Here is a 17,890-nt window from a genome sequence, read left to right as displayed (position 1 = left end):
TGTGCCCGCCCGGGCCGCGTGTGCCCGCCCGGGCCGCGTGCGCTTTTCCAGGCCGCGTGCGTCTTCCGGGCACCCGGCATGTTCCGGGCCGCGCATACTTCTGCGGGCCAGGTCCCGTGTCCTGCAGGCGGGGCAGGGCTGCGCCCGTCGTGTGGGCGCAGCCCTGCGGGCCCGCGGTCCAACCACCTACCGGGCCCTTTCCGGCCGAGAGGCGGCACGGCACGCGGGCGACCGCTCACCCGGCGGTCGGCCCGCGTGCCTTCTCCGCGCGTCCTGTGCCGGCCATGGTTGGACGCGCGGGTGGCCGCCAGTCCCGCCCGTCCGGTTGCACTGGGGGCGGGCTCCGTCGCGTGGCGGGACCGGCGGTGACTACGCTCCGTGCTCGGCTAACGGAGCCACGGAATGGAGCGATCGAGCAATCCGCGGCTCTGCAATTCGTGCCGCAGCGGGATTTTCTCGTCGATGTAGCCGTCCCAGTTCACACCCCAGTGATTGGCGGTGCTGGTAGCCTCGCCGAGCAATTGTCTCTGCAACGGCGTCCGATTCGACCACCATTCGCTGTCGCGATCGATCGGCATGTCGTCGAGCGGCCGGATCCAACGATAGGTGTAACCGACAAACAGCATCTTGCGGGTTACCGCGCTGCGGTTGACCGAGCGCGAGTGCCACAGCCGCCGGTCGAACACGAAGGCGTCGCCCGGGTTCGCCGTGATCTCCACGGCGCCGCTCGGGTCGCGCCCGGCCTCGGTCCGCTCCAGCGTGTTGTTCAGGTGGCTGCCCGGGATCACCTTGGTGGCGCCCCGCCCGGTGCGCGACAGGTCGGACAGCACGTAGGCCACCTTCAGCGACAGCATCGGCCGCGGGTCGCCGCTCAGCGACTCGGGATCCGAGTTCTGCCGGTAGCCGTCCTGGTGCCAGCCCCAGCCCGGCGGCTCCTCGGACGGGTTCGGCGGCGTCACGTCGAGGTGGTTGTGGTGGCTGTAGATGTTCCAGCCGGCCAGCCCCCACACGTACGGAAAAGTGGTGGGGTGGGTCAGCAGCTCGCCGAACGCCTCGTCGCGATCGAGGAACCCGAGCAGGTGCAGCGTGCCGTCGGACTTGAGCCGACCGGCCTCGCGCTCCCGCGCGTAGACCCGGTCGACCGCGACCTCGAGCCCGGCGCGCTGCTCCTCGGTGAGCGCGCCACGAATCAGCAGAATGCCCTCCCGTTGGAACTCCTCCCGCTGCTCCGGTGTGATCGCCTCGAACCCGGTCAATGCCATTGTGGCGGACCCCCTCAATGCTTCGCTCTTCATTTGTCCCCCGGGGGATCCGGTGCCTCATGTGTGAAGACGCGACCGGCCCCCCAATCCGTTGCAACGTTTTTCGAGGAGTTTTGAAGTTACCCACCGTAATTGCACAGTTTTCACCGACGATCCGGACAACCCGGGCGCACCACGCCGCGGACCCGGCGATGCGCCCCTTCCGCACCGCCGCAATGACCAGGAGATTCCTCCCTGCGTGTGGCGTACGACACCCGCCCCCGGCACCCCGCCCCCGACATCCCGTCCTGGACGCGCCGTCCTGGATGCCCGCCCGCTGACGCGCGTCCCGCTCGGCGGCTATGCGATTGGCCGGGCCTGGCGGCGGCCCACACCGCGAATCGACGTCCCGCCGTGCCCGTTCCCGTTCTGCCGCGTCGCGCCATGCTCCGCGCAGCACAGCGCCCCTCCGCGTATCCCGAACATCCCGCGTGTGGACGAAGCCCAATGATCGGCAGGATGTGCTACTCGGCGGCCGGCAGCATCACCGTGACCGTCGTCCCGGACTCGTCGCTGTGCAGCCGCAACTCCCCGCCATGAGCCAGAACGATCGCCTCCACCACCGCCAGCCCCAACCCCGCCCCCGGCGTGCTACGCGCCGTATCCCCCCTGCTGAACCGCCCCGTCGCCTCCGCCAGAAACCCCGGCTCCATCCCCTTCCCCGCATCCTTCACCCGCACGTACACCGCCCCCTCCTCCCGCCCGGTATCCACCGTGATCGGCGGCGCCCCGTGCCGAACCGCGTTGTCCAGCAGATTCGTCATCACCTGCCGCATCCGCCCCGCGTCGGCCCGCGCGATCACCCCTTCTCCCGCCGAAACCCGCACCCCTGGATACCGCCCGGCGACCGCAACCACCACCTCCGCCAGGTCCGCCGTCTCGCCCGCCCCCGGCGGCGCCTGCACCCCTACCGTCAGCAGCGTGTCCGCCAATTGCCGCAGCCGTTCCGCGTCCGCCGCCACGTTCCGCAGCGTCTCCTCGAGCTCCGCGTTGCTTCGCGGCCGCCGTAGCGCCAGCTCGATCTCGGTGCTGATCAGCGTCAGGGGCGTGCGCAGCTCGTGGCTGGCGTCGTGCACGAAGCGGCGCTCCCGATCGAGCGCCTTCTCCAGGGCGGCGAGCATGTCGTTGAGCGTGTGCCCGAGCCGGGTCAGCTCGTCGTCGCGGTGGGCGGGCACGTCGAGGCGCAGGCCGGTGGCGTCGGCGGCGATCCGGGTGGCCTCGGCTCGGTAGCGTTCGACGGGGGCGAGCGCGGCGCGGGTGAGCCGGTAGCCGACCAGCGACGCGACGGCCAGCGCGGCGAGGTTGGCGAGCACCAGCTGGCCGATCAGTTCCCGTAAGGCCTCGTCGCGCTGGTCGCGCCGGGTGGCCACGACCGCGACGGACCCGCCGCTGCCGGACGGCGGGAGCGGGACGGCGTACAACCGGAGCGTGCCGGGGCGAATGGGGAAGAGGTCGCCGCGGTCGGCGCGCACCGGGCGGGTCCGCGCGGTGGCGAGCTGGTGGGCGGTGAGCAGCGGCGGGCCGGTGCTGCCGGTGCTGGCGAACAGCACGTGGCCGCCCGGGTCGAGGATCTGGTATTCGGTGCCGGGCGCGATCGCGAGCGGGCGCCGGGCGGCGACCTCCTGGGTGATCAGGGTGGCCTGTGCCGTGAGGTCCTCGTTGAGGCGCAGGTCGAGGGCGTACCGCACGCGCAGGTAGACGAACGCCCCGGCGCCGGCCAGGACGATCGACATCGCCACGGAAAAACCCGCGATCAGCCGTACGCGCAACGGCAGCCGCCGCAGCCGGGACCGCATCTCAGCCACCGTCGGCCTCGAGGCGGTAGCCGGCCCCGCGCAGCGTCGTGATGGCGTGCCGGCCGAACGGCCGGTCCACCTTGGACCGTACGCTGGCGATGTACACGTCGATGACGTTGGACCGCAGGTCGGTCTCGCCGTCCCAGACCTCGTCCAGGATCTGGTAGCGGGTGACGCACTGCCCGGCCCGGCTCATCAGCAGCGTGAGGATGTCGAACTCGCGCGCGGAGAGGGCGATCTCGGCGTCGTCCCGGAACACCCGCCGGGTCGCCGGGTCGAGCCGCAGGTTCCCGGCCCGCAGCTCGGCGGCGGCGTCCGCTGTGGTCCTCCGGTGCAGCGCGCGCAGCCGGGCGAGCAGCTCGTCGAAGGAGAACGGCTTGCTCAGGTAGTCGTCCGCCCCGGAGTCCAGCCCGGCCACCCGATCCGGCACCGAACCCCGGGCGGTCAGCATCAGGACCGGCACGCGTACGCCCCGGTCCCGCAGTTTCCGGCAGACGCTGAGCCCGTCCAGTTCCGGCAGCATCACGTCGAGCACCATCGCGTCGTAGCCGCCCACGGTCGCCGCCAGCAGGCCGTCCCCGCCGGTGTGCCGCACGTCGGCGTCGTGCCCGGCCTCCCGCAGCCCGCGCGCGAGCAGGTCGGCCAGCCGCCGCTCGTCCTCCACCACCAACACCCGCACGCCCACCTCCGTCGTACGAGGGCCAGTGCATCATGGTGCTCGGGCGGGCCGAAGCGCGGGAGGGCCGGAGTGCGACGGATGTGGCCGTTGTATGCGGCCGGGTTCACCACCGCGTTCGGGGCGCACGCGGTCGCCGCGAACCTGGGCGGCTTCTCCGCCGACGCGGTGACGTCGCTGCTCGTACTGGGCGGCCTGCTGGCTCTCTACGACGGCGCCGAGGTGCTGCTCAAGCCGGTCTTCGGCACCCTCGCCGACCGGGTCGGGGCGCGGCCGGTCCTGCTCGGCGGGCTGGTCGCGTTCGCCCTCGCCTCGGCGATCTACGCGCTCGCGGACAGCCCGGGCTGGCTGTGGGCCGCCCGGCTCGGTCAGGGCGCCGCCGCCTCGGCGTTCTCCCCGGCGGCCTCGGCCCTGGTCGCCCGCCTCAATCCGGCCGCAAGACACGGCAGAGCATTTGGTTCGTACGGGTTCTCCAAGTCGATCGGCTACACGCTCGGACCACTGCTCGGCGGCGTGCTGGTCTGGGCCGGCGGCCTGCGGCTGCTCTTCGTGGTGCTCACCGGGCTCGGGCTGGCCGTCGCCGGGTGGGCCTTCGCGGCCGTCCCGGCGGTGCCGCCGCTGCCCAGGGCCCGGCAGACCGTGCTCGACCTGGCCCGCCGGATCGCCGACCCGGTCTTCCTCGGGCCGACCGCCGCCCTCGCCGCCGCGACCGCCGCCCTGTCCGTGGGCGTGGGCTTCCTGCCCGTGCTCGGGCGCGTGGCGGGGCTGGGCACGATCGCGACCGGCGCCGCGGTATCCGTGCTCGCGCTGTGCGCGGCCGTCGTGCAGCCGCGCGCCGGGCGGGCCCTCGACGACGGGCGACTGCGCCTGCGGACCGGGCTGAGCGTGGGCCTCGCGGCCACCGCCGGGGGACTGGCCGCCGCCACGCTGCCGGGTCTCGTGGGCGTGCTGGCCGGGGCGGCGCTGATCGGCGTGGGCACCGGGCTGATCACGCCGCTGGGCTTCGCCGCGCTGGCCGCGGGCACGCCGAAGGAGCGCCTGGGGCAGACCATGGGGACCGCCGAGCTGGGCCGCGAGCTCGGCGACGCCGGCGGGCCGCTGCTGGTCGCGGGCGTCGCGACGTACGCAAGCCTGGGTCTTGGTTTTGTGGTTCTCGGTTTTCTGCTGGCGGTCGGGGCGGTGCTTCATGTGGCTTTCATGCCCGATCTTTACCGTCCCCGGCCATGAGCGACGTGCTGGCGGTCGACGCGGTCGGCCTCACGAAAACCTACGGCATGCTCACCGCGGTCGACCGGCTCAGCGTGCGGGTCGGCCAGGGTGAGGTGTACGGGGTGCTGGGCCCGAACGGGGCCGGCAAGACCACCTTCCTGCGGATGCTGTTCGGGCTGATCCGGCCGGACTCGGGGAAGCTGAGCGTCTTCGGCCGCAGCTGGGACCGCGACGGCGTCCGGGCGCTGGACGGGGTGGCCGGGTTCATCGAGAGCCCGAAGTTCTACCCCGGCCTCTCCGGCCGCAAGAACCTCCAGCTGCTCGCCGGCCTCGACGGCGGCGTCAGCGGGAGCCGGCTCGACGAGGTGCTGGAGACGGTCGACCTGCGCGACCGCGGCGGGGACAAGGTGGGCGGATACTCGTTCGGCATGCGGCAGCGCCTCGGCGTCGCCGCGTCCCTGCTGCGCGACCCGAAGTTGCTGGTCCTCGACGAGCCGGCCAACGGGCTCGACCCGGCCGGCATCCGGGACATGCGGGCGCTGGTCAAGCAATTGGCCGGCAGCGGCCTCACGGTGCTCCTCTCCAGCCACGACATGGGCGAGGTCGAGGAGATCTGCGACGACGTGACCATCATGCGTACGGGCAAGGTCGTGTACCACGGCCCGATGACCGCCACGATGACCGCCCCGGTGGTCGCCACCCGCCGTCCCGGCCTGGCCGCCGCGCTCCGCTGGGAGATCGTCAAGCTGGCCGCCCAGATCCGCAGCCGCGCCCTGCTGGCCGCCGCCCTGATCGTCCCGATCCCGGTGGTGGCCGTGCTCAACGGCCAGGCGCAGGTGCCCTCGGACACCATCTACGGCCGGCTCGTCCACCTCAGCGGCTACGCGATGCCGCTGCTCATGCTCGCCTGGGCCGCCCAGTGGGCGCTCCCGCTGCTGGCCGCGATCGTGGCCGGGGACATCTTCGCAGCTGAGGACCAGCACGGCACCTGGAAGACCATCCTGACCCGGTCGGTCAGCCGCAGCCAGATCTTCTGGGCCAAGACGCTCACCGCGCTCGCCTACAACCTGTTGCTGCTGACCGTCTTCGCGGCCAGCACCATCGCCGCCAGCGTGCTGATCATCGGCCACCAGCCGCTGACCGGGCTCTCCGGGCAGACCATCGCCTCCGGCCCCGCGCTGCGGCTGGTCGTCCTGGCGTGGGCGACGGCGATCCCGCCGATCATCGGGTTCACCGCGCTCGCCCTGCTGCTGTCCGTACGTACCCGGAACCCCGCCTTTGGCATCGCCGCGCCGGTCGTGGCCGGCTTCGCGATGCAGTTGCTCGGCAGCGTCAGCGGCCTCGACCTGACCCGCAAGCTGCTGCTCACCACGCCGTTCGAGGCGTGGCACGGCCTCTTCGCCGAGCACCCCTTCCACGGACCCTTGCGGACCGGCCTGGCCGTGAGCGCCGGCTGGACCCTCATCTGCCTGGCGAGCGCCTACCTCGGCGTGCGCCGCCGCGACATCACCGGAGGCTGACCATGCGCCCGATCGTCACCCGTACCGTCGCCGTGCTCGCCGCCGGTGCCGGCATCGCGGCCACCGTCGCCGCCGGCCATCCCGAGATCACCAGGGCCGGCCTGGAGAAGGCGCTCGCGCCGACCTTCGCCAACCTCTACGTGCAGCAGGCCGGCCTCCTCGGCATCGCCGGCGTCGCCACGGCCACCGTCGCCGCCACCGACACCTGCGACAAGGGCGGCCCGAAGGTCGCCGACACCGGCGCCGGCCCGAACTGGATCTGCATGATGAGCTGGACCGACAACAAGGGCAAACACCAGGACGGCAAGTTCGAGGTCCAGGTCCGGACCGACGCGACCTACGTGGCCGGCGGCCCCTCGAAGATCGTCGGCCTGGCCACCATCACCGACAAACACGGCCACGACGTCCCGAATCCGGTCTTCGAATTCGACGGCGTCATCCCCACCTGACCGCGTTTCCGTAGCTGACCGCCCGCGTGGGTTGCGCTGAGCGGTTCCGTTCCGCTGCTTCGACCGTACGAGCGAAGACGAGTCCCCGGCGTGCCAGGGCCGCTGGTTGCAACACCGGCTCCGACCCCGGCCGCCGGGCGGGCCCGGCTCTCCCGGCCGGCGTCGCTTCGCTCGGCGTCGCTCCGCCCCGCTTCGCTCGGCGTCGCTCCGCTCCGCAGGGAAGGCGGCGCACCTCAGCGCAGCGGGAAGCTCACGGTGACGCCCGCGACGGTGACATCAGAGTCCGGCCGCTACCAGCACGTCGGGAGCCGACGCAACTTCTCCGGACTGCCCATCGCCCAGATGTCAGTGCGTGGGTCCCGTCCCGGCGATGGCCGCGAGGGCGGTGAGGTAACGATCTGAGATGAAGACCTTGGTGATTCGGCGAAGCTTGTAGCCGAGCGGCCGCTTGCGCCAGGTGGCGTCCGGGCGAACTTCGCGCAGCCACAGCCACCGTCTGGTGACCTGGTCGACGACACCTATCCACGTCATCCGCGAGTGGAACCGTCTCTCCTGCTCGATTGCGAGCAGTGGCGAGATCGCGCTCATGCCCCTGAGCAGGCCCGCGGTCGTGTCCAGGTCGAGCTCCGCCGGGGCGGTGGGCGGCCACTCGGGCTGGGCCCGGGCGAAGCGCTCCTCGAACGAGGAGTCCTTCTTGACCTTCACCACGTCCTTGACGCGGATGGCGACCAGGCCCTCGAAGAAACCTCCGTCACCGGTGTGCGCGATCAGGGCCCACTTGGAGCCGACAGCGACGACGATGCCGTCGACTTGGTCGGCGTTGCGCGGAGACCGTTTGATTCGCACGAGAGCTTGGGACTTGGCCGCACGACAGAGCCGGTCAGCCTTGCTCACCCTCGCTGACGTCATGCCGCGGATCTTCGCACGGCGACGCCCATCTCTCCCCCGAAATAGGTCAGCCCCGGCCTTCACGCGTTGCGGCAGATGAGCGCGCCAGCTTCGCGGCGGAGGCGGCGGAGCTGCGGACATGGTGCGCCGGATCTTCGCCGGAGCGGGCAGTTCTGCGCCCGGGTCGCGGGAAGCGCGGACCGAGGAGTGGCTGCGCGGGGCGGGCCACGATAGGGCAGCCTTGATCGGCTGATGGGTTCGCTCGCGCCCACCACCGACGACGAATTGCGGCGGATCGCCATGCCGGTGCTGGTCGCGCTTGGCGCCGACGACGAGCGCAAGGCCACTGCGGATGACCTGGCGGCGCTGTTGCCGCAGGCGACCCGCGTCGACGTGCCGGGCAATCACGGCACGGCGGTTGACGCCCCCGAACTGGCCGCCGTGATCGTCGACTTCCTTGCCGAGACAACGCGCGGACGAGGACGAGCGACGGCATGAACGGCCATCCGCTGGGCCTGCAGAACCTTGGTCTCCGACGGCACCGGCAGCCCTTCTGCCCTTGCGTCTTGCTCGGCGCCGCTGGGCAGTGGATCATGGCGCCATCATCGATGGGAGCAGGGAGAATGTGGTGTCGGTCGAGGTGTACGTCCCGGCGAATTTCGTAGCCGCGGGTTGGGGAATACCGACGGTATGTGCACGCCACGGTGAACCGGCCGTCGAGAGGACGAAGGTCCGGTTCGTTTCCCACACCTCGCGTTGGCTGATCCTGATAGGCGTGATCGTCTACGTCGTGGTGATGGCGGTGACCCGCAAGACGGTGGTATCACCGGCGTGGCCGTTCTGCGCTCGCTGCAAGAAGGAAGAGGTCACCAGGACCCTGATCGGCTGGGCCAGCCTCATCGCCGGCGTGTTGCTGTGGTTCGCCAGTGTGCAACTGCTGAGCAGGCCAGCCCATGTCGGGGCGCTGGTCGGCGTCGTGCTGCTCGTCGGTGGAGTCATCGTCGCCGGGAGCGGTACTCGCCCGAGCATCGCCGGAGGCGTGGTGACCGATGACGGCCGGGCCGTCCGATTCACCCGCGCGCATGAGAACTTCGCGAGCCAGGCAGTGGCTGCCCAGCAGGCCGCGGCGCAGCACTACGCCGCGCAGGCGGGCTACCCACCCCAGCCGTCACGGTGACCGTCCGTCTGCTGTGCGCCATGTCGCTACGCTCGGCCCGGCTGCTGGCTCTGCCGCTGTGCGCCTTGGCCGCCGGGTTCAAGGTGGCCGTCATGCTGTGGCTGATCCCGCTGTCGTGGCGCCTGCCCGGCCTGGTCGCCGGTCAGCTCGCCCAGTTGTCAGGGCTGCTGTTCAGCGTGGCGCTGCCCCTGGCGGTATACCGGCTGCTCACGAGAAGCGTTCCACGACGGCAGCCCACCTGGCAGGTCGACCCGGTGCGCCGGGCGTTGGTCGCACCCGCCTCCGCCGTGGTCGCCGGCACCGAGGTGATCATCGGCGTGTGGCTCGGCGCCGTCCTGCCCACCTACCGCGTGCTGGGCACGGACCAGATACGGCTGCGGCACGGCGGGGTCTACCTGCTGCTCTGTGTGGCAATCGGGTTGGTCTTCCTGGCCGTGGTCGTGCCGCCGCTGTTCACCGGCCGGCCTCGCCTCGAGCTGGACGCCACGGGCATCACCGTCCACCGGCCGTGGCGAACCCGCACGGTTGCCTGGGACGCCCTGGTCGCGGGCTATCCGAAACCACCTGGAAAGTGGGGACACCACTTCACCCTCACCGCGTACGAGGTCAGCGCCACCGGATTCCGGCTCCCTTTTCGCCTGCCGGCCGGCAAACTGGAGATCGACCCGGCGTTGCTGGCGGTCACGATCCGCCGCTGCATCGCAGTGCCCGAGACCCGCACCGAGATCGGCACAATCCCCGGCCTGCGCCACCTGATCCAGGACACGATCCCGACCATCGGTCGTTGACACGCGCACCTGGACCGCAACCGCCGGCCGGCCCACGCACGAACACGAGGCCACAAGCGAAGTGCCCAGACGTAGGCCAAATGCGGAACCCGCCTTCTCAGCGGCAGCTGAAGACGCTCTCCGTACAACTCGCAGCCCCTGGCCCCTTACGCTTGACCTCGGCGGCGGGCCCTGTACCGCAACCGACCTCCGGACACGTCCGCCTGCCTTTGCTCTGCCCACCTATACGCACCGAAATCGAACGCCCGCTCGATTTCGGTGCGTATAGGTGAGCAGAGCAAAGCCGCAGGGAAAGGGAGCTGTGGTCGCGTTCGGCCGGCCAGCCGCGGTAGGCGGCCGGACGCCCGCACATCGGCATGAGCGTGTGCGAGAAGACCCCGTCGGCGTCATGCTGTGCGACGGCTTGGTCGGTTGATCGCCGGTCAGCAGGTCGGCGGACGCCTCGGCCTCCGAGGGCGAGGCGTAGGCCGCCGCCCACCGCCCGTCCGCCTTCGCCGACGCCACCGCATCTCGGCCAGCGGGCAGTATCCGTCCTTTGGCCGTAGCCCGCCGACGTGATCGGCGTTGTGCCGCGACCACGCGCTGCGGGGCCGGCGTGGCGTCGGACTGATCCATGGCGTCGGCAGGGATCACCGGCGCGGCGCAGGCTGCCGTCGCGTCGGCGCTTCATAACGGACAACGGCGGACAACGGGACGCCATGAAGCCGACGCCATGGTCGGCGAGCGCCACGGCGACGAGGAGGACTTCAGGGTCGCGGTCGGCTGCTCGCCTTGCGCCGACAAACCCCGAGGCCGCCCGGTGTCCGGCCTTAACCGGAACGAGGCACCCGTCCGAATGATTGACGGCCCTCCGGATTTCGTCGAGCCTGGGCTTTCCATCTTGGTAATAGCGGAGAGGTAAGCCTTCGGTGAGTGAGACGCCTGCCGGATTCCCGAATCCACCGCACGCCAACGGCCAACCCCCGATTTCGGGCCACCAGCAGGCGTACGGTCAGCCGACACATCAGCACGGGCCGACGTATTCGGCACCGCCGCAGGCTTACGGCAGCCCGGGCGGCGTGGCTCCGCATACCTACGGCAATCCCGTCAGTCCCGCCTATCTGCCGGGCCAGGCCGTCCAGCCGTATCAACCCACCGCGCCCGCCATGCGGCAACCCCAGCCGGTTCCGGCGGCATATCCGCAGGCGGCCGGCCCGGCGCTGGTCTCGGCCGGCGGGCGGTTCGGCGCGATGCTGCTCGACGGCCTGCTCGCGGTGGTGACATTGTGGATCGGCTGGCTTGTCTGGTCGATGTTCACCTGGTCGGACGGGCAGACACCGGCGAAGAAACTGCTCGGCCACGTGGTCGCCGACGCGAACACCGGTTCGGCGTTCGACTGGGGCCGGATGGCGCTGCGCGAATTCTGCATCAAAGGACTGCTCGGGTGGGTTCTGAACGTATTCACGTTAGGCATCTATTTCTGGGTGGATTCGTTCATGTGCTTCGGTGATCGACAACGCACACTGCACGATCGGATGGCCAATTCGATCGTCCGCTATCTCTAGAACGGCGCGGCCGCCAAGAGGCGCGGCCGCCAAGAGACGCGGCCGCCCAGAGGTCAGGCGCGGCCGTTCTCGTAGGCCCACATCGCGATCTCGACCCGGTTCCGGGCCGGCAGCTTGATCATCAGGCTGGCGATGTGGGTCTTCACCGTGCTGAGGCTGATGTACAGCTCGGCGGCGATCTCCTGGTTGGTGCGGCCGCGGGCGACCACGGCGAGCACCTCCTCCTCGCGGTCGGTGAGCGGCTCGAGCGGCCGGCGGCGCGCCTTCCCGGTGGCGAACGTGCCGAGCAGCCGCGCGGTGATGCTCGGCGCGATGAGCGCGTCGCCCGAGGCGGCCGCGCGGACCGCCTGGTCGAGCAGTTCGGCGCCGGCCTCCTTGAGCAGGAAACCTCGGGCGCCCGCCTGCAGCGCCGCGAAGACGTGCTCGTCCAGGTCGAAGGTGGTGATCACGACGACCGGGATCGGGTGCAGGCGGCGGGTCGCCTCGATGCCGTCCAGCACCGGCATGCGGATATCGAGCAGACAGACATCCGGCCGTACGGCCTGGGCCAGGTCCACCGCCTCCTGACCGTCCGCGGCGACCGCGACCACCTCGATGCCCGGGCGCGAGTTCAGCAGCATGGCCAGCCCGGTGCGGACGATCTCCTGGTCGTCGGCGACCAGCACGCGCAGGGTCACGACGCCGGCCCGGTGCGCGGCAGGGTGGCGGTGACGCTCCACCCGCGGCCGGGGTCGGGCCCGGCCGTGCAGACCCCGCCGAGCAGCTCTGCCCGCTCCCGCATCCCGGCCAGCCCGAAGCCCCGGCCGGCCGGCGGCTCCTCGGCCGGCGACCCGTCGTCGGTCACCCGCAGGTGCACCGCCTCGTCGTCGGTGGCCACCCGCACCTCGATCCGGGTCGCGTCCCTGGCGTGTCGGCGGGCGTTGGTGACCGCCTCCTGCGCGAGCCGGAAGACCGCCGCGCCGACCGCGGGCGCGAGCGTGTTCAGGTCACCGGTGACATCCAGGTCGACCGGCGGGTGCCCGCCCGCGAAGGCCAGCAGCGGCACGGGGTCGTCGCTGCGGAGCGCGGCCACGACCGTACGCATCTCGGTCAAAGCCTTTGCCGCCTCGGCCTCGATCACCTTCAGCGCGTCGGTGGCGGCCGTGGGATCGCTGCCGGCCATCGCGAGCCCGGCCTGGGCGCGGATCGCCATCGCGCTCACGTGGTGGGCGACCGTGTCGTGCAGGTCGCGGGCGAGCCGCTCCCGCTCCACCAGCCGCACCTGGTCGAGCTCCCGTCGCCGGGCGGCGGCCCGGTAGCGCATCGCCACGCCCAGCGCCGCGACCGCGAAGGTCACCGCCGCCCCGGCGAGCGCGGTCCCGGCCGTCATCTGACCGGCCGCCACCGACGCCACGATCTTGGCCACCATGATCGCGATGCCGGCGGCGATCGAACGGCCGGAACCCCAGCGCAGCAACGAGTACGGCAGCAGGATCAGGAAGGCGAGCGACCGCGCCTCGGGCGGGACCCCGCCGGTGAGGAACGGGGCGACGAAGGTTGCCGGGAACGCGATGGCGACCATCAGCAACGGGTGACTGCGCCGCCAGAGCAGCGTCGGCGCGAGCAGGACGACCAGGACGACCGCGACCGCGCCGCCGGGCAGATCGGGCCGGGTCAGGCCCTCGACGACTGCCAGGGCGCAGAAGGTGCCGGCCAGCGCCCCATCACGCCAGTTCCGCGGCGGCGCGCCCGGCGCGCGCGGTTCGTCCCAGAGAGCGGGCAACAGCGACATTCAGTGCCTCAACGTCAGCCTCAGCAGGTCCTCGTTGTCGAGAGCGTACAAGGCGTGCATCGTGAAGGTCGGGAACCGCCACTGGTCGGAGGCGCCGTACTCGTTGATCCGGTCGCGGTTCGGGTCGGTGCTCTGGTCCGGCCGGCCCAGCGCCACCCACAAGCTGCTGCGCTTCGGGATCGTGCCGCCGCGCCCGGGGATCGACCCGGCGTACGGCTGGAAACCCAGATCGCCGTGGAAGTGCAGGAAGATGTTGATCACCGTGCCGTAGTCGTCGGCGAGCAGCGACACGCCCAGTGACGGCGACTGGTACGACCGGGCGGGAGCGGTGCCCAGGGCCGGCAACAGCGCGTACTCGCGGCAGATCTCCTGGGCGAACGGGTCGGCGAGGTTGCGGCCGAGCAGCTGGGTCACGTCGACGCGCGGCGCGGCCGGCGGGGGCGGCGGCTGCAGCGGCGGGATGCGTACCTCGATCGGGTCCTGCCGTTCCGCCTGGGAGCTGCGCGGCTGCTCGTCGGCCTCGAGGGCGTGCCGGGGCGTGGCCGCGGACGCGGGCGCGTTCCGCCCCGGGAGCACTCGGTCCAGAAATCCCATGGCCCTCTCCAGCCGGCGAAATCGTACCCGTCCGCATTCGAGTGACAACAGTAAGAGAGCGCGAGATCCTTCGATAGATGCTTCCCATGCCGTTTGCGTGATCGCCATGTCGCCTTCGCCACTGCGCCGCCCCGGTCCCGTCGACTGGCCGCGGGACCCCCGGCGAGGGCCGCCGGGGGTGAATCCCCTGGAGGAACTTGTGGCCGACCGACGTCATCCCGCGGAAGGCGGACAACACGCTGGGCACGCCGACCCCGCTGGTCGCCGACGCGCACGCGGCCGGGCTCGAGGTGGTCCCGTACACCTTCCGCGCCGAGAACCAGTTCCTGCCGGCCGACTACCAGGTGGGCACCGATCCGAACGCGTACGGCAGGGCGCTCGACGAGCAGATCACGTTCCTGAAGGCGGGGATCGACGGCCTGTTCACCGGCCAGGCCGACATCGGCGTCCTGGCCCGCAAGCTGCGTCAGTGCTTCTTCGCGACGATCGTCGGGTAGATGTGCTCGAAGCTGAGCGCCTTCCCGAAACCGGTCGCCACGATGAAGGTGATGCCGAGCGCGATCCCGAGCAGCACGATCGCGAACAGTCCGTACCCCGCCACCCGGGCCGCCACGCGCGGCGCCGGGCCGGCGGCGGACCAGGCCAGCGAGCGGATGCCCAGCGCGAACAGGATCGGCAGGCCGGCGCCGAGCGCGAGCCCGGCCAGCAGCACCCGCCAGGCGCCGTCGAGGGCGAAACCCAGGTTGCTCATCGTGTGCCTCTCAGTTCGCCGCGGTGACGGCGACGCGCTCGGGAACGGCGGCGCCGGCGACGGCCGGGTTCCAGTCGTCGTTGACGTTGTGCTCGCCGACCGGGACGCGGCGGGACCGCCGCCACATCGCCGTGGCCGAGGCGACCAGGATCAGGAACACGACCAGCGCGCCGGCCAGCCCGCCGATCAGGTCGCCGACCCACCACATCGCGGCGCCGACCAGACCGGCCGCGGGCAGCGTGATCAGCCAGGCGAGCACCATCCGGCCGGCCACCCGCCAGCGCACCTCGCCGGCCGGCCGGCCGACGCCGGAGCCGAGCACCGAGCCGGTCGCGACGTGCGTGGTGGAGAGCGCGAAGCCGAGGTGGCTCGAGGCCAGAATGACCGCGGCGGACGCGGACTGGGCGGCCATCCCCTGGGCGGGGGCGATATCCACCAAACCCTTTCCGAGCGTACGGATGATCCGCCAGCCGCCGAGGTAGGTGCCCAGCGCGATGGCGACGGCGCAGGCCACCTTCACCCACAGCGGGATGCTCTTGGTGTCGGCCCAGTGGCCGGAGGCGATCAGCGCGAGGGTGATGACGCCCATCGTCTTCTGCGCGTCGTTGGTGCCGTGCGCCAGCGAGACCAGCGAGGCGCTGCCGATCTGACCCCACTTGAAGCCCTGCCGGGTGTAGCGGACGGCGACCCCGGCCACGATCTTGAAGATGACCCAGGTGCCGACGGCGGCGACCACCCCCGCGATGACCGGGGACACGACCGCCGGCAGCAGCACCTTGCCGACCACGCCGTCCAGCTTCGAGCCGTCGCCGTTCCACTTCACCCCGGCCCAGCCGAGGCCCGCCACGGTGGCGCCGATCAGGCCGCCGAACAGCGCGTGCGAGGAGGACGAGGGGAGGCCGAGCAGCCAGGTCAGCAGGTTCCAGATGATCCCGCCGACCAGGCCGGCCAGGATGATCAGCAGGAGCGCCTCGCCGCCGCCCGCGGTCAGCGACCCCTTCGGCGTACCGTCGGAATTCTGGATCTTGACGACCGCGTTCGTGACGGTGAGCGCGACCTGCACCGACAGAAAAGCACCGACCAGATTGAGTACGCCGGACAGGGCCACGGCGGCCCGCGGCTTCAGCGCCTTGGTCGCGATGGTCGTCGCCATCGCGTTCGCCGTGTCGTGGAACCCGTTGGTGAAGTCGAAGGCCAGCGCGGTCACGATGACCAGAGCGAGGATCACCGAAGCATGTGTCACGCCGTGATGGTCACCCGGATGACGCTACCGTTGCCAGAGGATGAATCTCACCTTTTCGATGTTCCATCCCTGTTAACTGGCCGTTCACTGAGGATCTACGCAAGGTAGTCAGCTGGCTACGGAAAGCGGAAGTCCGGGGCGCATGGCCCCGGCCGTTCATGTGAGGTTCATCATTCGGTCGGCGGGTCCACCAGCGGCCAGCCGCCGGCGGCAAGGTGCGCGGAGACCCGCGCGACGTCCGCCGGAGTGGCCTCCTGGAGCATCGAGTTGCTGATCATCGTCTCGATGTCGTCGCCGCTGATCGGGTCGTCGGAGAGCAGTGACTGCTCGGCCAGCGACTTGGCGATCTGCCGGATCTCGTCCTCGGTCAGCTTGCGGCGCAGCACGCCGAGCAGGGCGACGTAGTCCTGCCGGGGCACCCCGGTCGGGTAGCCGGCCCGCAGCCATTCGATGCTGCGGGTCAGGAAATTGGAACGGTTGTCGCTCACCGAGATCTCCTGTCAGTGCTTGTTCACGATCGTCGGGAAGACGTGCTCGAAGCTCAGCTGCTTGCCCAGGCCGCTGGCCACGATGAACGTGATGCCCAGCGCGATGCCGGCCAGCACGACGGCGAACAGGAGCCAGCCGATCACCGTGCCGATCGGCTGCGCCTTCGGGCCCGCGGAGCCCGCCGCGTGTGTCTCGGCGTCGCCGCCGGCGCCCCAGGCGAGGGAGCGGACCCCCAGCGCGAACAGTAGCGGCAGGCCGGCGCCGAGGACCAGGCCGGCGAGCAGGACCTTCCAGGCCGCCTCGAAGGTGAACTGCAGGTTGTGTCCCATGGTTGCCTTTCCTCAGTTCGCCGAGCCGGCCGGGACGCGCTCGGACGGGGTGGTGACCTCGTCCCATTCGTCGTTGACGTTCTCGTGGCTGACCGGCTCCTTGCGCGAGCGCAGGTACATGTACCCGGCCGCGCCGAGCAGGAGCAGGAAGATCACGATCGCGCCGGCGACGCCGCTGATCAGGTCGCCGAGGTACCACATCAGCGCGCCCACGAGCGCGGCCGCCGGGAGCGTGATCAGCCAGGCCGAGACCATCCGGCCGGCGACCCGCCAGCGCACCTGCGCGCCCGGCTTGCCGACGCCCGAGCCGAGGATCGACCCGGTCGCGACGTGCGTGGTGGAGAGCGCGAAGCCGAGGTGGCTCGAGGCCAGGATGACCGCGGCCGACGCCGACTCGGCCGCCATGCCCTGCGGCGGCGCGATCTCCACCAGGCCCTTGCCCAGGGTGCGGATGATCCGCCAGCCGCCGAGGTAGGTGCCCATGGCGATCGCGAGGGCGCAGCACACCTTCACCCAGAACGGGATGCTCGAGGTGCTGGTCCAGTGGCCGGAGGCGATCAGCGCGAGGGTGATGACGCCCATCGTCTTCTGTGCGTCGTTGGTGCCGTGCGCCAGCGAGACCAGCGAGGCGCTGCCGATCTGGCCCCAGCGGAACCCGTTGTCGGTGTACTTCTGCGCCACGCCGACCACGGCCCGGTAGATCAGCCAGGTGCCGACGCCGGCCACGATGCCGGCGATCACCGGGGACAGGACCGCCGGGAGGATCACCTTGCCGACCACGCCGTCGAGCTTGGTGCCGTTGCCGTTCCAGTTGACGCCGGCCCAGCCGAGGCCCGCGACGGTCGCCCCGATCAGCCCGCCGAACAGCGCGTGCGACGAGGACGAGGGGAGGCCCAGCAGCCAGGTCAGCAGGTTCCAGATGATCCCGCCGACCAGGCCGGCCAGGATGATCAGCAGGAGCGCCTCGCCGCCGTCCGCGGTGAGCGACGCCTTGGGCGTGCCGTTCGAGTTCTGCAGCTTGACGACGGCGTTGGTCACGGTCAGCGCGACCTCCACCGAGAGGAAGGCGCCGACGAGGTTGAGGGCACCCGAAAGAGCTACGGCCACCTTTGGCCGCAGCGCGCCCGTGGCGATGGAGGTGGCCATCGCGTTGGCCGTGTCGTGGAAGCCGTTGGTGAAGTCGAAACCGAGCGCGGTGACGATCACCAAGACGAGAATGACCGTGGACTGTGTCACGGGGTCAGCCTCGCGCCGCAAAGGTCAGACCTGGAAGACCCTGGTCAGGGCGCACTTAATGTTCCACGGCCGTTGGGCGGAAGCACCCGGATCGTTCGCCGAAATGTCAGACACCCTGATGTTTCCCGG

General features: G+C 71.1%; 20 protein-coding genes and 1 pseudogene. 8 read left to right on the top strand and 13 right to left on the bottom strand.

Going from position 1 to position 17,890, the window contains the following annotated elements:
• Positions 1-386: 386 nt before the first annotated feature.
• The 3 genes from IH26_RS0133730 to IH26_RS0133720 all read right to left on the bottom strand — a co-directional run bounded on the left by IH26_RS0133730 (position 387) and on the right by IH26_RS0133720 (position 3,776).
• Complete coding sequence (locus IH26_RS0133730; RefSeq protein WP_030440314.1) at positions 387-1,262, bottom strand: phytanoyl-CoA dioxygenase family protein; 876 nt, start codon at positions 1,260-1,262, stop codon at positions 387-389.
• Positions 1,263-1,765: 503 nt separating this feature from the next.
• Entirely contained in the window at positions 1,766-3,097 is a 1,332-nt protein-coding gene (locus IH26_RS0133725; protein WP_051808980.1) for a HAMP domain-containing sensor histidine kinase, read from the bottom strand.
• Between the two features lies 1 nt (position 3,098).
• A complete protein-coding gene (locus IH26_RS0133720; RefSeq protein ID WP_030440312.1) occupies positions 3,099-3,776 on the bottom strand; it encodes a response regulator transcription factor in 678 nt (225 codons plus the stop codon).
• A 78-nt stretch (positions 3,777-3,854) separates the two neighbouring features.
• Here IH26_RS0133720 and IH26_RS0133715 point away from each other — a divergent pair, with 78 nt between their 5' ends.
• From IH26_RS0133715 to IH26_RS0133700, 3 genes are read left to right on the top strand one after another with little or no spacing between them, the layout of a single operon-like run.
• On the top strand, positions 3,855-5,000 hold the full coding sequence (locus tag IH26_RS0133715) for an MFS transporter (RefSeq protein WP_051808978.1): 1,146 nt from the start codon (positions 3,855-3,857) through the stop codon (positions 4,998-5,000).
• Complete coding sequence (locus IH26_RS63330) at positions 4,997-6,502, top strand: ATP-binding cassette domain-containing protein (protein ID WP_084599259.1); 1,506 nt, start codon at positions 4,997-4,999, stop codon at positions 6,500-6,502. Before IH26_RS0133715 ends, IH26_RS63330 begins: the two co-directional genes overlap by 4 nt.
• Positions 6,503-6,504: 2 nt before the next feature.
• Entirely contained in the window at positions 6,505-6,951 is a 447-nt protein-coding gene (locus IH26_RS0133700) for a hypothetical protein (protein WP_030440309.1), read from the top strand.
• Positions 6,952-7,296: 345 nt separating this feature from the next.
• Here the strand turns inward: IH26_RS0133700 and IH26_RS0133695 are convergent, their stop codons facing one another.
• A complete protein-coding gene (locus IH26_RS0133695; RefSeq protein WP_030440308.1) occupies positions 7,297-7,797 on the bottom strand; it encodes a hypothetical protein in 501 nt (166 codons plus the stop codon).
• A gap of 294 nt (positions 7,798-8,091) precedes the next feature.
• Here IH26_RS0133695 and IH26_RS0133690 point away from each other — a divergent pair, with 294 nt between their 5' ends.
• The 3 genes from IH26_RS0133690 to IH26_RS0133680 all read left to right on the top strand — a co-directional run bounded on the left by IH26_RS0133690 (position 8,092) and on the right by IH26_RS0133680 (position 9,804).
• Positions 8,092-8,337 (top strand): alpha/beta fold hydrolase, encoded by a 246-nt coding sequence (locus IH26_RS0133690; RefSeq protein WP_030440307.1) that lies wholly within the window; start codon positions 8,092-8,094, stop codon positions 8,335-8,337.
• Positions 8,338-8,467: 130 nt separating this feature from the next.
• A complete protein-coding gene (locus IH26_RS0133685) occupies positions 8,468-9,016 on the top strand; it encodes a hypothetical protein (protein ID WP_030440306.1) in 549 nt (182 codons plus the stop codon).
• Positions 9,017-9,036: 20 nt separating this feature from the next.
• Complete coding sequence (locus IH26_RS0133680) at positions 9,037-9,804, top strand: PH domain-containing protein (protein ID WP_030440305.1); 768 nt, start codon at positions 9,037-9,039, stop codon at positions 9,802-9,804.
• 423 nt (positions 9,805-10,227) lie between these two features.
• Here IH26_RS0133680 and IH26_RS63325 read toward each other — a convergent pair.
• Positions 10,228-10,424: pseudogene (locus IH26_RS63325) on the bottom strand (YdeI/OmpD-associated family protein); the annotation flags it as partial.
• A 288-nt stretch (positions 10,425-10,712) separates the two neighbouring features.
• Between IH26_RS63325 and IH26_RS60240 the strand changes: the two are divergent.
• The gene (locus IH26_RS60240; RefSeq protein ID WP_157437516.1) at positions 10,713-11,348 is read left to right on the top strand and encodes an RDD family protein; all 636 of its coding nucleotides are present in this window, start codon (positions 10,713-10,715) and stop codon (positions 11,346-11,348) included.
• A 53-nt stretch (positions 11,349-11,401) separates the two neighbouring features.
• On the opposite strand, the gene IH26_RS0133665 is transcribed toward IH26_RS60240, so the two are convergent.
• The 3 genes from IH26_RS0133665 to IH26_RS60235 are packed head-to-tail and all read right to left on the bottom strand — an operon-like array spanning position 11,402 to position 13,713.
• Positions 11,402-12,025 (bottom strand): response regulator transcription factor, encoded by a 624-nt coding sequence (locus IH26_RS0133665; protein ID WP_030440302.1) that lies wholly within the window; start codon positions 12,023-12,025, stop codon positions 11,402-11,404.
• Entirely contained in the window at positions 12,022-13,119 is a 1,098-nt protein-coding gene (locus IH26_RS0133660; RefSeq protein WP_030440301.1) for a sensor histidine kinase, read from the bottom strand. The genes IH26_RS0133665 and IH26_RS0133660 overlap by 4 nt, the downstream gene beginning before the upstream one ends.
• Positions 13,120-13,713, bottom strand: coding sequence for a hypothetical protein (locus IH26_RS60235; RefSeq protein ID WP_030440300.1), 594 nt, complete (start codon positions 13,711-13,713; stop codon positions 13,120-13,122). It lies immediately after the preceding gene.
• Between the two features lie 197 nt (positions 13,714-13,910).
• On the opposite strand from IH26_RS60235, the gene IH26_RS0133650 reads away from it, so the two are divergent.
• Positions 13,911-14,210, top strand: coding sequence for a glycerophosphodiester phosphodiesterase family protein (locus IH26_RS0133650; RefSeq protein WP_030440299.1), 300 nt, complete (start codon positions 13,911-13,913; stop codon positions 14,208-14,210).
• Here the strand turns inward: IH26_RS0133650 and IH26_RS0133645 are convergent.
• The 5 genes from IH26_RS0133645 to IH26_RS0133625 form a co-directional block, all read right to left on the bottom strand.
• Positions 14,180-14,464: a hypothetical protein gene (locus IH26_RS0133645; protein ID WP_030440298.1), complete on the bottom strand. Its 285-nt coding sequence runs from the start codon at positions 14,462-14,464 to the stop codon at positions 14,180-14,182. The two genes, IH26_RS0133650 and IH26_RS0133645, sit on opposite strands and share 31 nt — an antisense overlap.
• A gap of 10 nt (positions 14,465-14,474) precedes the next feature.
• Positions 14,475-15,707 (bottom strand): inorganic phosphate transporter, encoded by a 1,233-nt coding sequence (locus tag IH26_RS0133640; RefSeq protein WP_034216558.1) that lies wholly within the window; start codon positions 15,705-15,707, stop codon positions 14,475-14,477.
• Between the two features lie 170 nt (positions 15,708-15,877).
• Positions 15,878-16,195 carry a DUF3349 domain-containing protein gene (locus tag IH26_RS0133635; RefSeq protein ID WP_030440296.1) on the bottom strand — a complete coding sequence of 106 codons (318 nt, stop codon included), beginning with the start codon at positions 16,193-16,195 and terminating at the stop codon, positions 15,878-15,880.
• A 12-nt stretch (positions 16,196-16,207) separates the two neighbouring features.
• Positions 16,208-16,525, bottom strand: a complete 318-nt coding sequence (locus tag IH26_RS0133630) for a hypothetical protein (RefSeq protein ID WP_030440295.1) — start codon at positions 16,523-16,525, stop codon at positions 16,208-16,210.
• Between the two features lie 12 nt (positions 16,526-16,537).
• A complete protein-coding gene (locus IH26_RS0133625; RefSeq protein WP_030440294.1) occupies positions 16,538-17,761 on the bottom strand; it encodes an inorganic phosphate transporter in 1,224 nt (407 codons plus the stop codon).
• Between the last annotated feature and the right edge of the window lie 129 nt (positions 17,762-17,890).

The sequence above is a fragment of the Actinoplanes subtropicus genome, from assembly GCF_000721705.1.
GTDB lineage: Bacteria > Actinomycetota > Actinomycetes > Mycobacteriales > Micromonosporaceae > Actinoplanes > Actinoplanes subtropicus.
The sequence above is the reverse complement of the archived record's forward strand: the minus strand, read 5'-3'. Positions and strand labels throughout refer to the sequence as shown.

Coding starts and splice junctions, on each gene's coding strand:
- IH26_RS0133730 (WP_030440314.1), bottom strand. CDS start 1,262: ATGGCATTGACCGGGTTCGAGGCGATCACACCGGAGCAGCGGGAGGAG.
- IH26_RS0133725 (WP_051808980.1), bottom strand. CDS start 3,097: ATGCGGTCCCGGCTGCGGCGGCTGCCGTTGCGCGTACGGCTGATCGCG.
- IH26_RS0133715 (WP_051808978.1), top strand. CDS start 3,855: ATGTGGCCGTTGTATGCGGCCGGGTTCACCACCGCGTTCGGGGCGCAC.
- IH26_RS63330 (WP_084599259.1), top strand. CDS start 4,997: ATGAGCGACGTGCTGGCGGTCGACGCGGTCGGCCTCACGAAAACCTAC.
- IH26_RS0133700 (WP_030440309.1), top strand. CDS start 6,505: ATGCGCCCGATCGTCACCCGTACCGTCGCCGTGCTCGCCGCCGGTGCC.
- IH26_RS0133690 (WP_030440307.1), top strand. CDS start 8,092: ATGGGTTCGCTCGCGCCCACCACCGACGACGAATTGCGGCGGATCGCC.
- IH26_RS0133680 (WP_030440305.1), top strand. CDS start 9,037: ATGTCGCTACGCTCGGCCCGGCTGCTGGCTCTGCCGCTGTGCGCCTTG.
- IH26_RS0133660 (WP_030440301.1), bottom strand. CDS start 13,119: ATGTCGCTGTTGCCCGCTCTCTGGGACGAACCGCGCGCGCCGGGCGCG.
- IH26_RS60235 (WP_030440300.1), bottom strand. CDS start 13,713: ATGGGATTTCTGGACCGAGTGCTCCCGGGGCGGAACGCGCCCGCGTCC.
- IH26_RS0133645 (WP_030440298.1), bottom strand. CDS start 14,464: ATGAGCAACCTGGGTTTCGCCCTCGACGGCGCCTGGCGGGTGCTGCTG.
- IH26_RS0133630 (WP_030440295.1), bottom strand. CDS start 16,525: ATGGGACACAACCTGCAGTTCACCTTCGAGGCGGCCTGGAAGGTCCTG.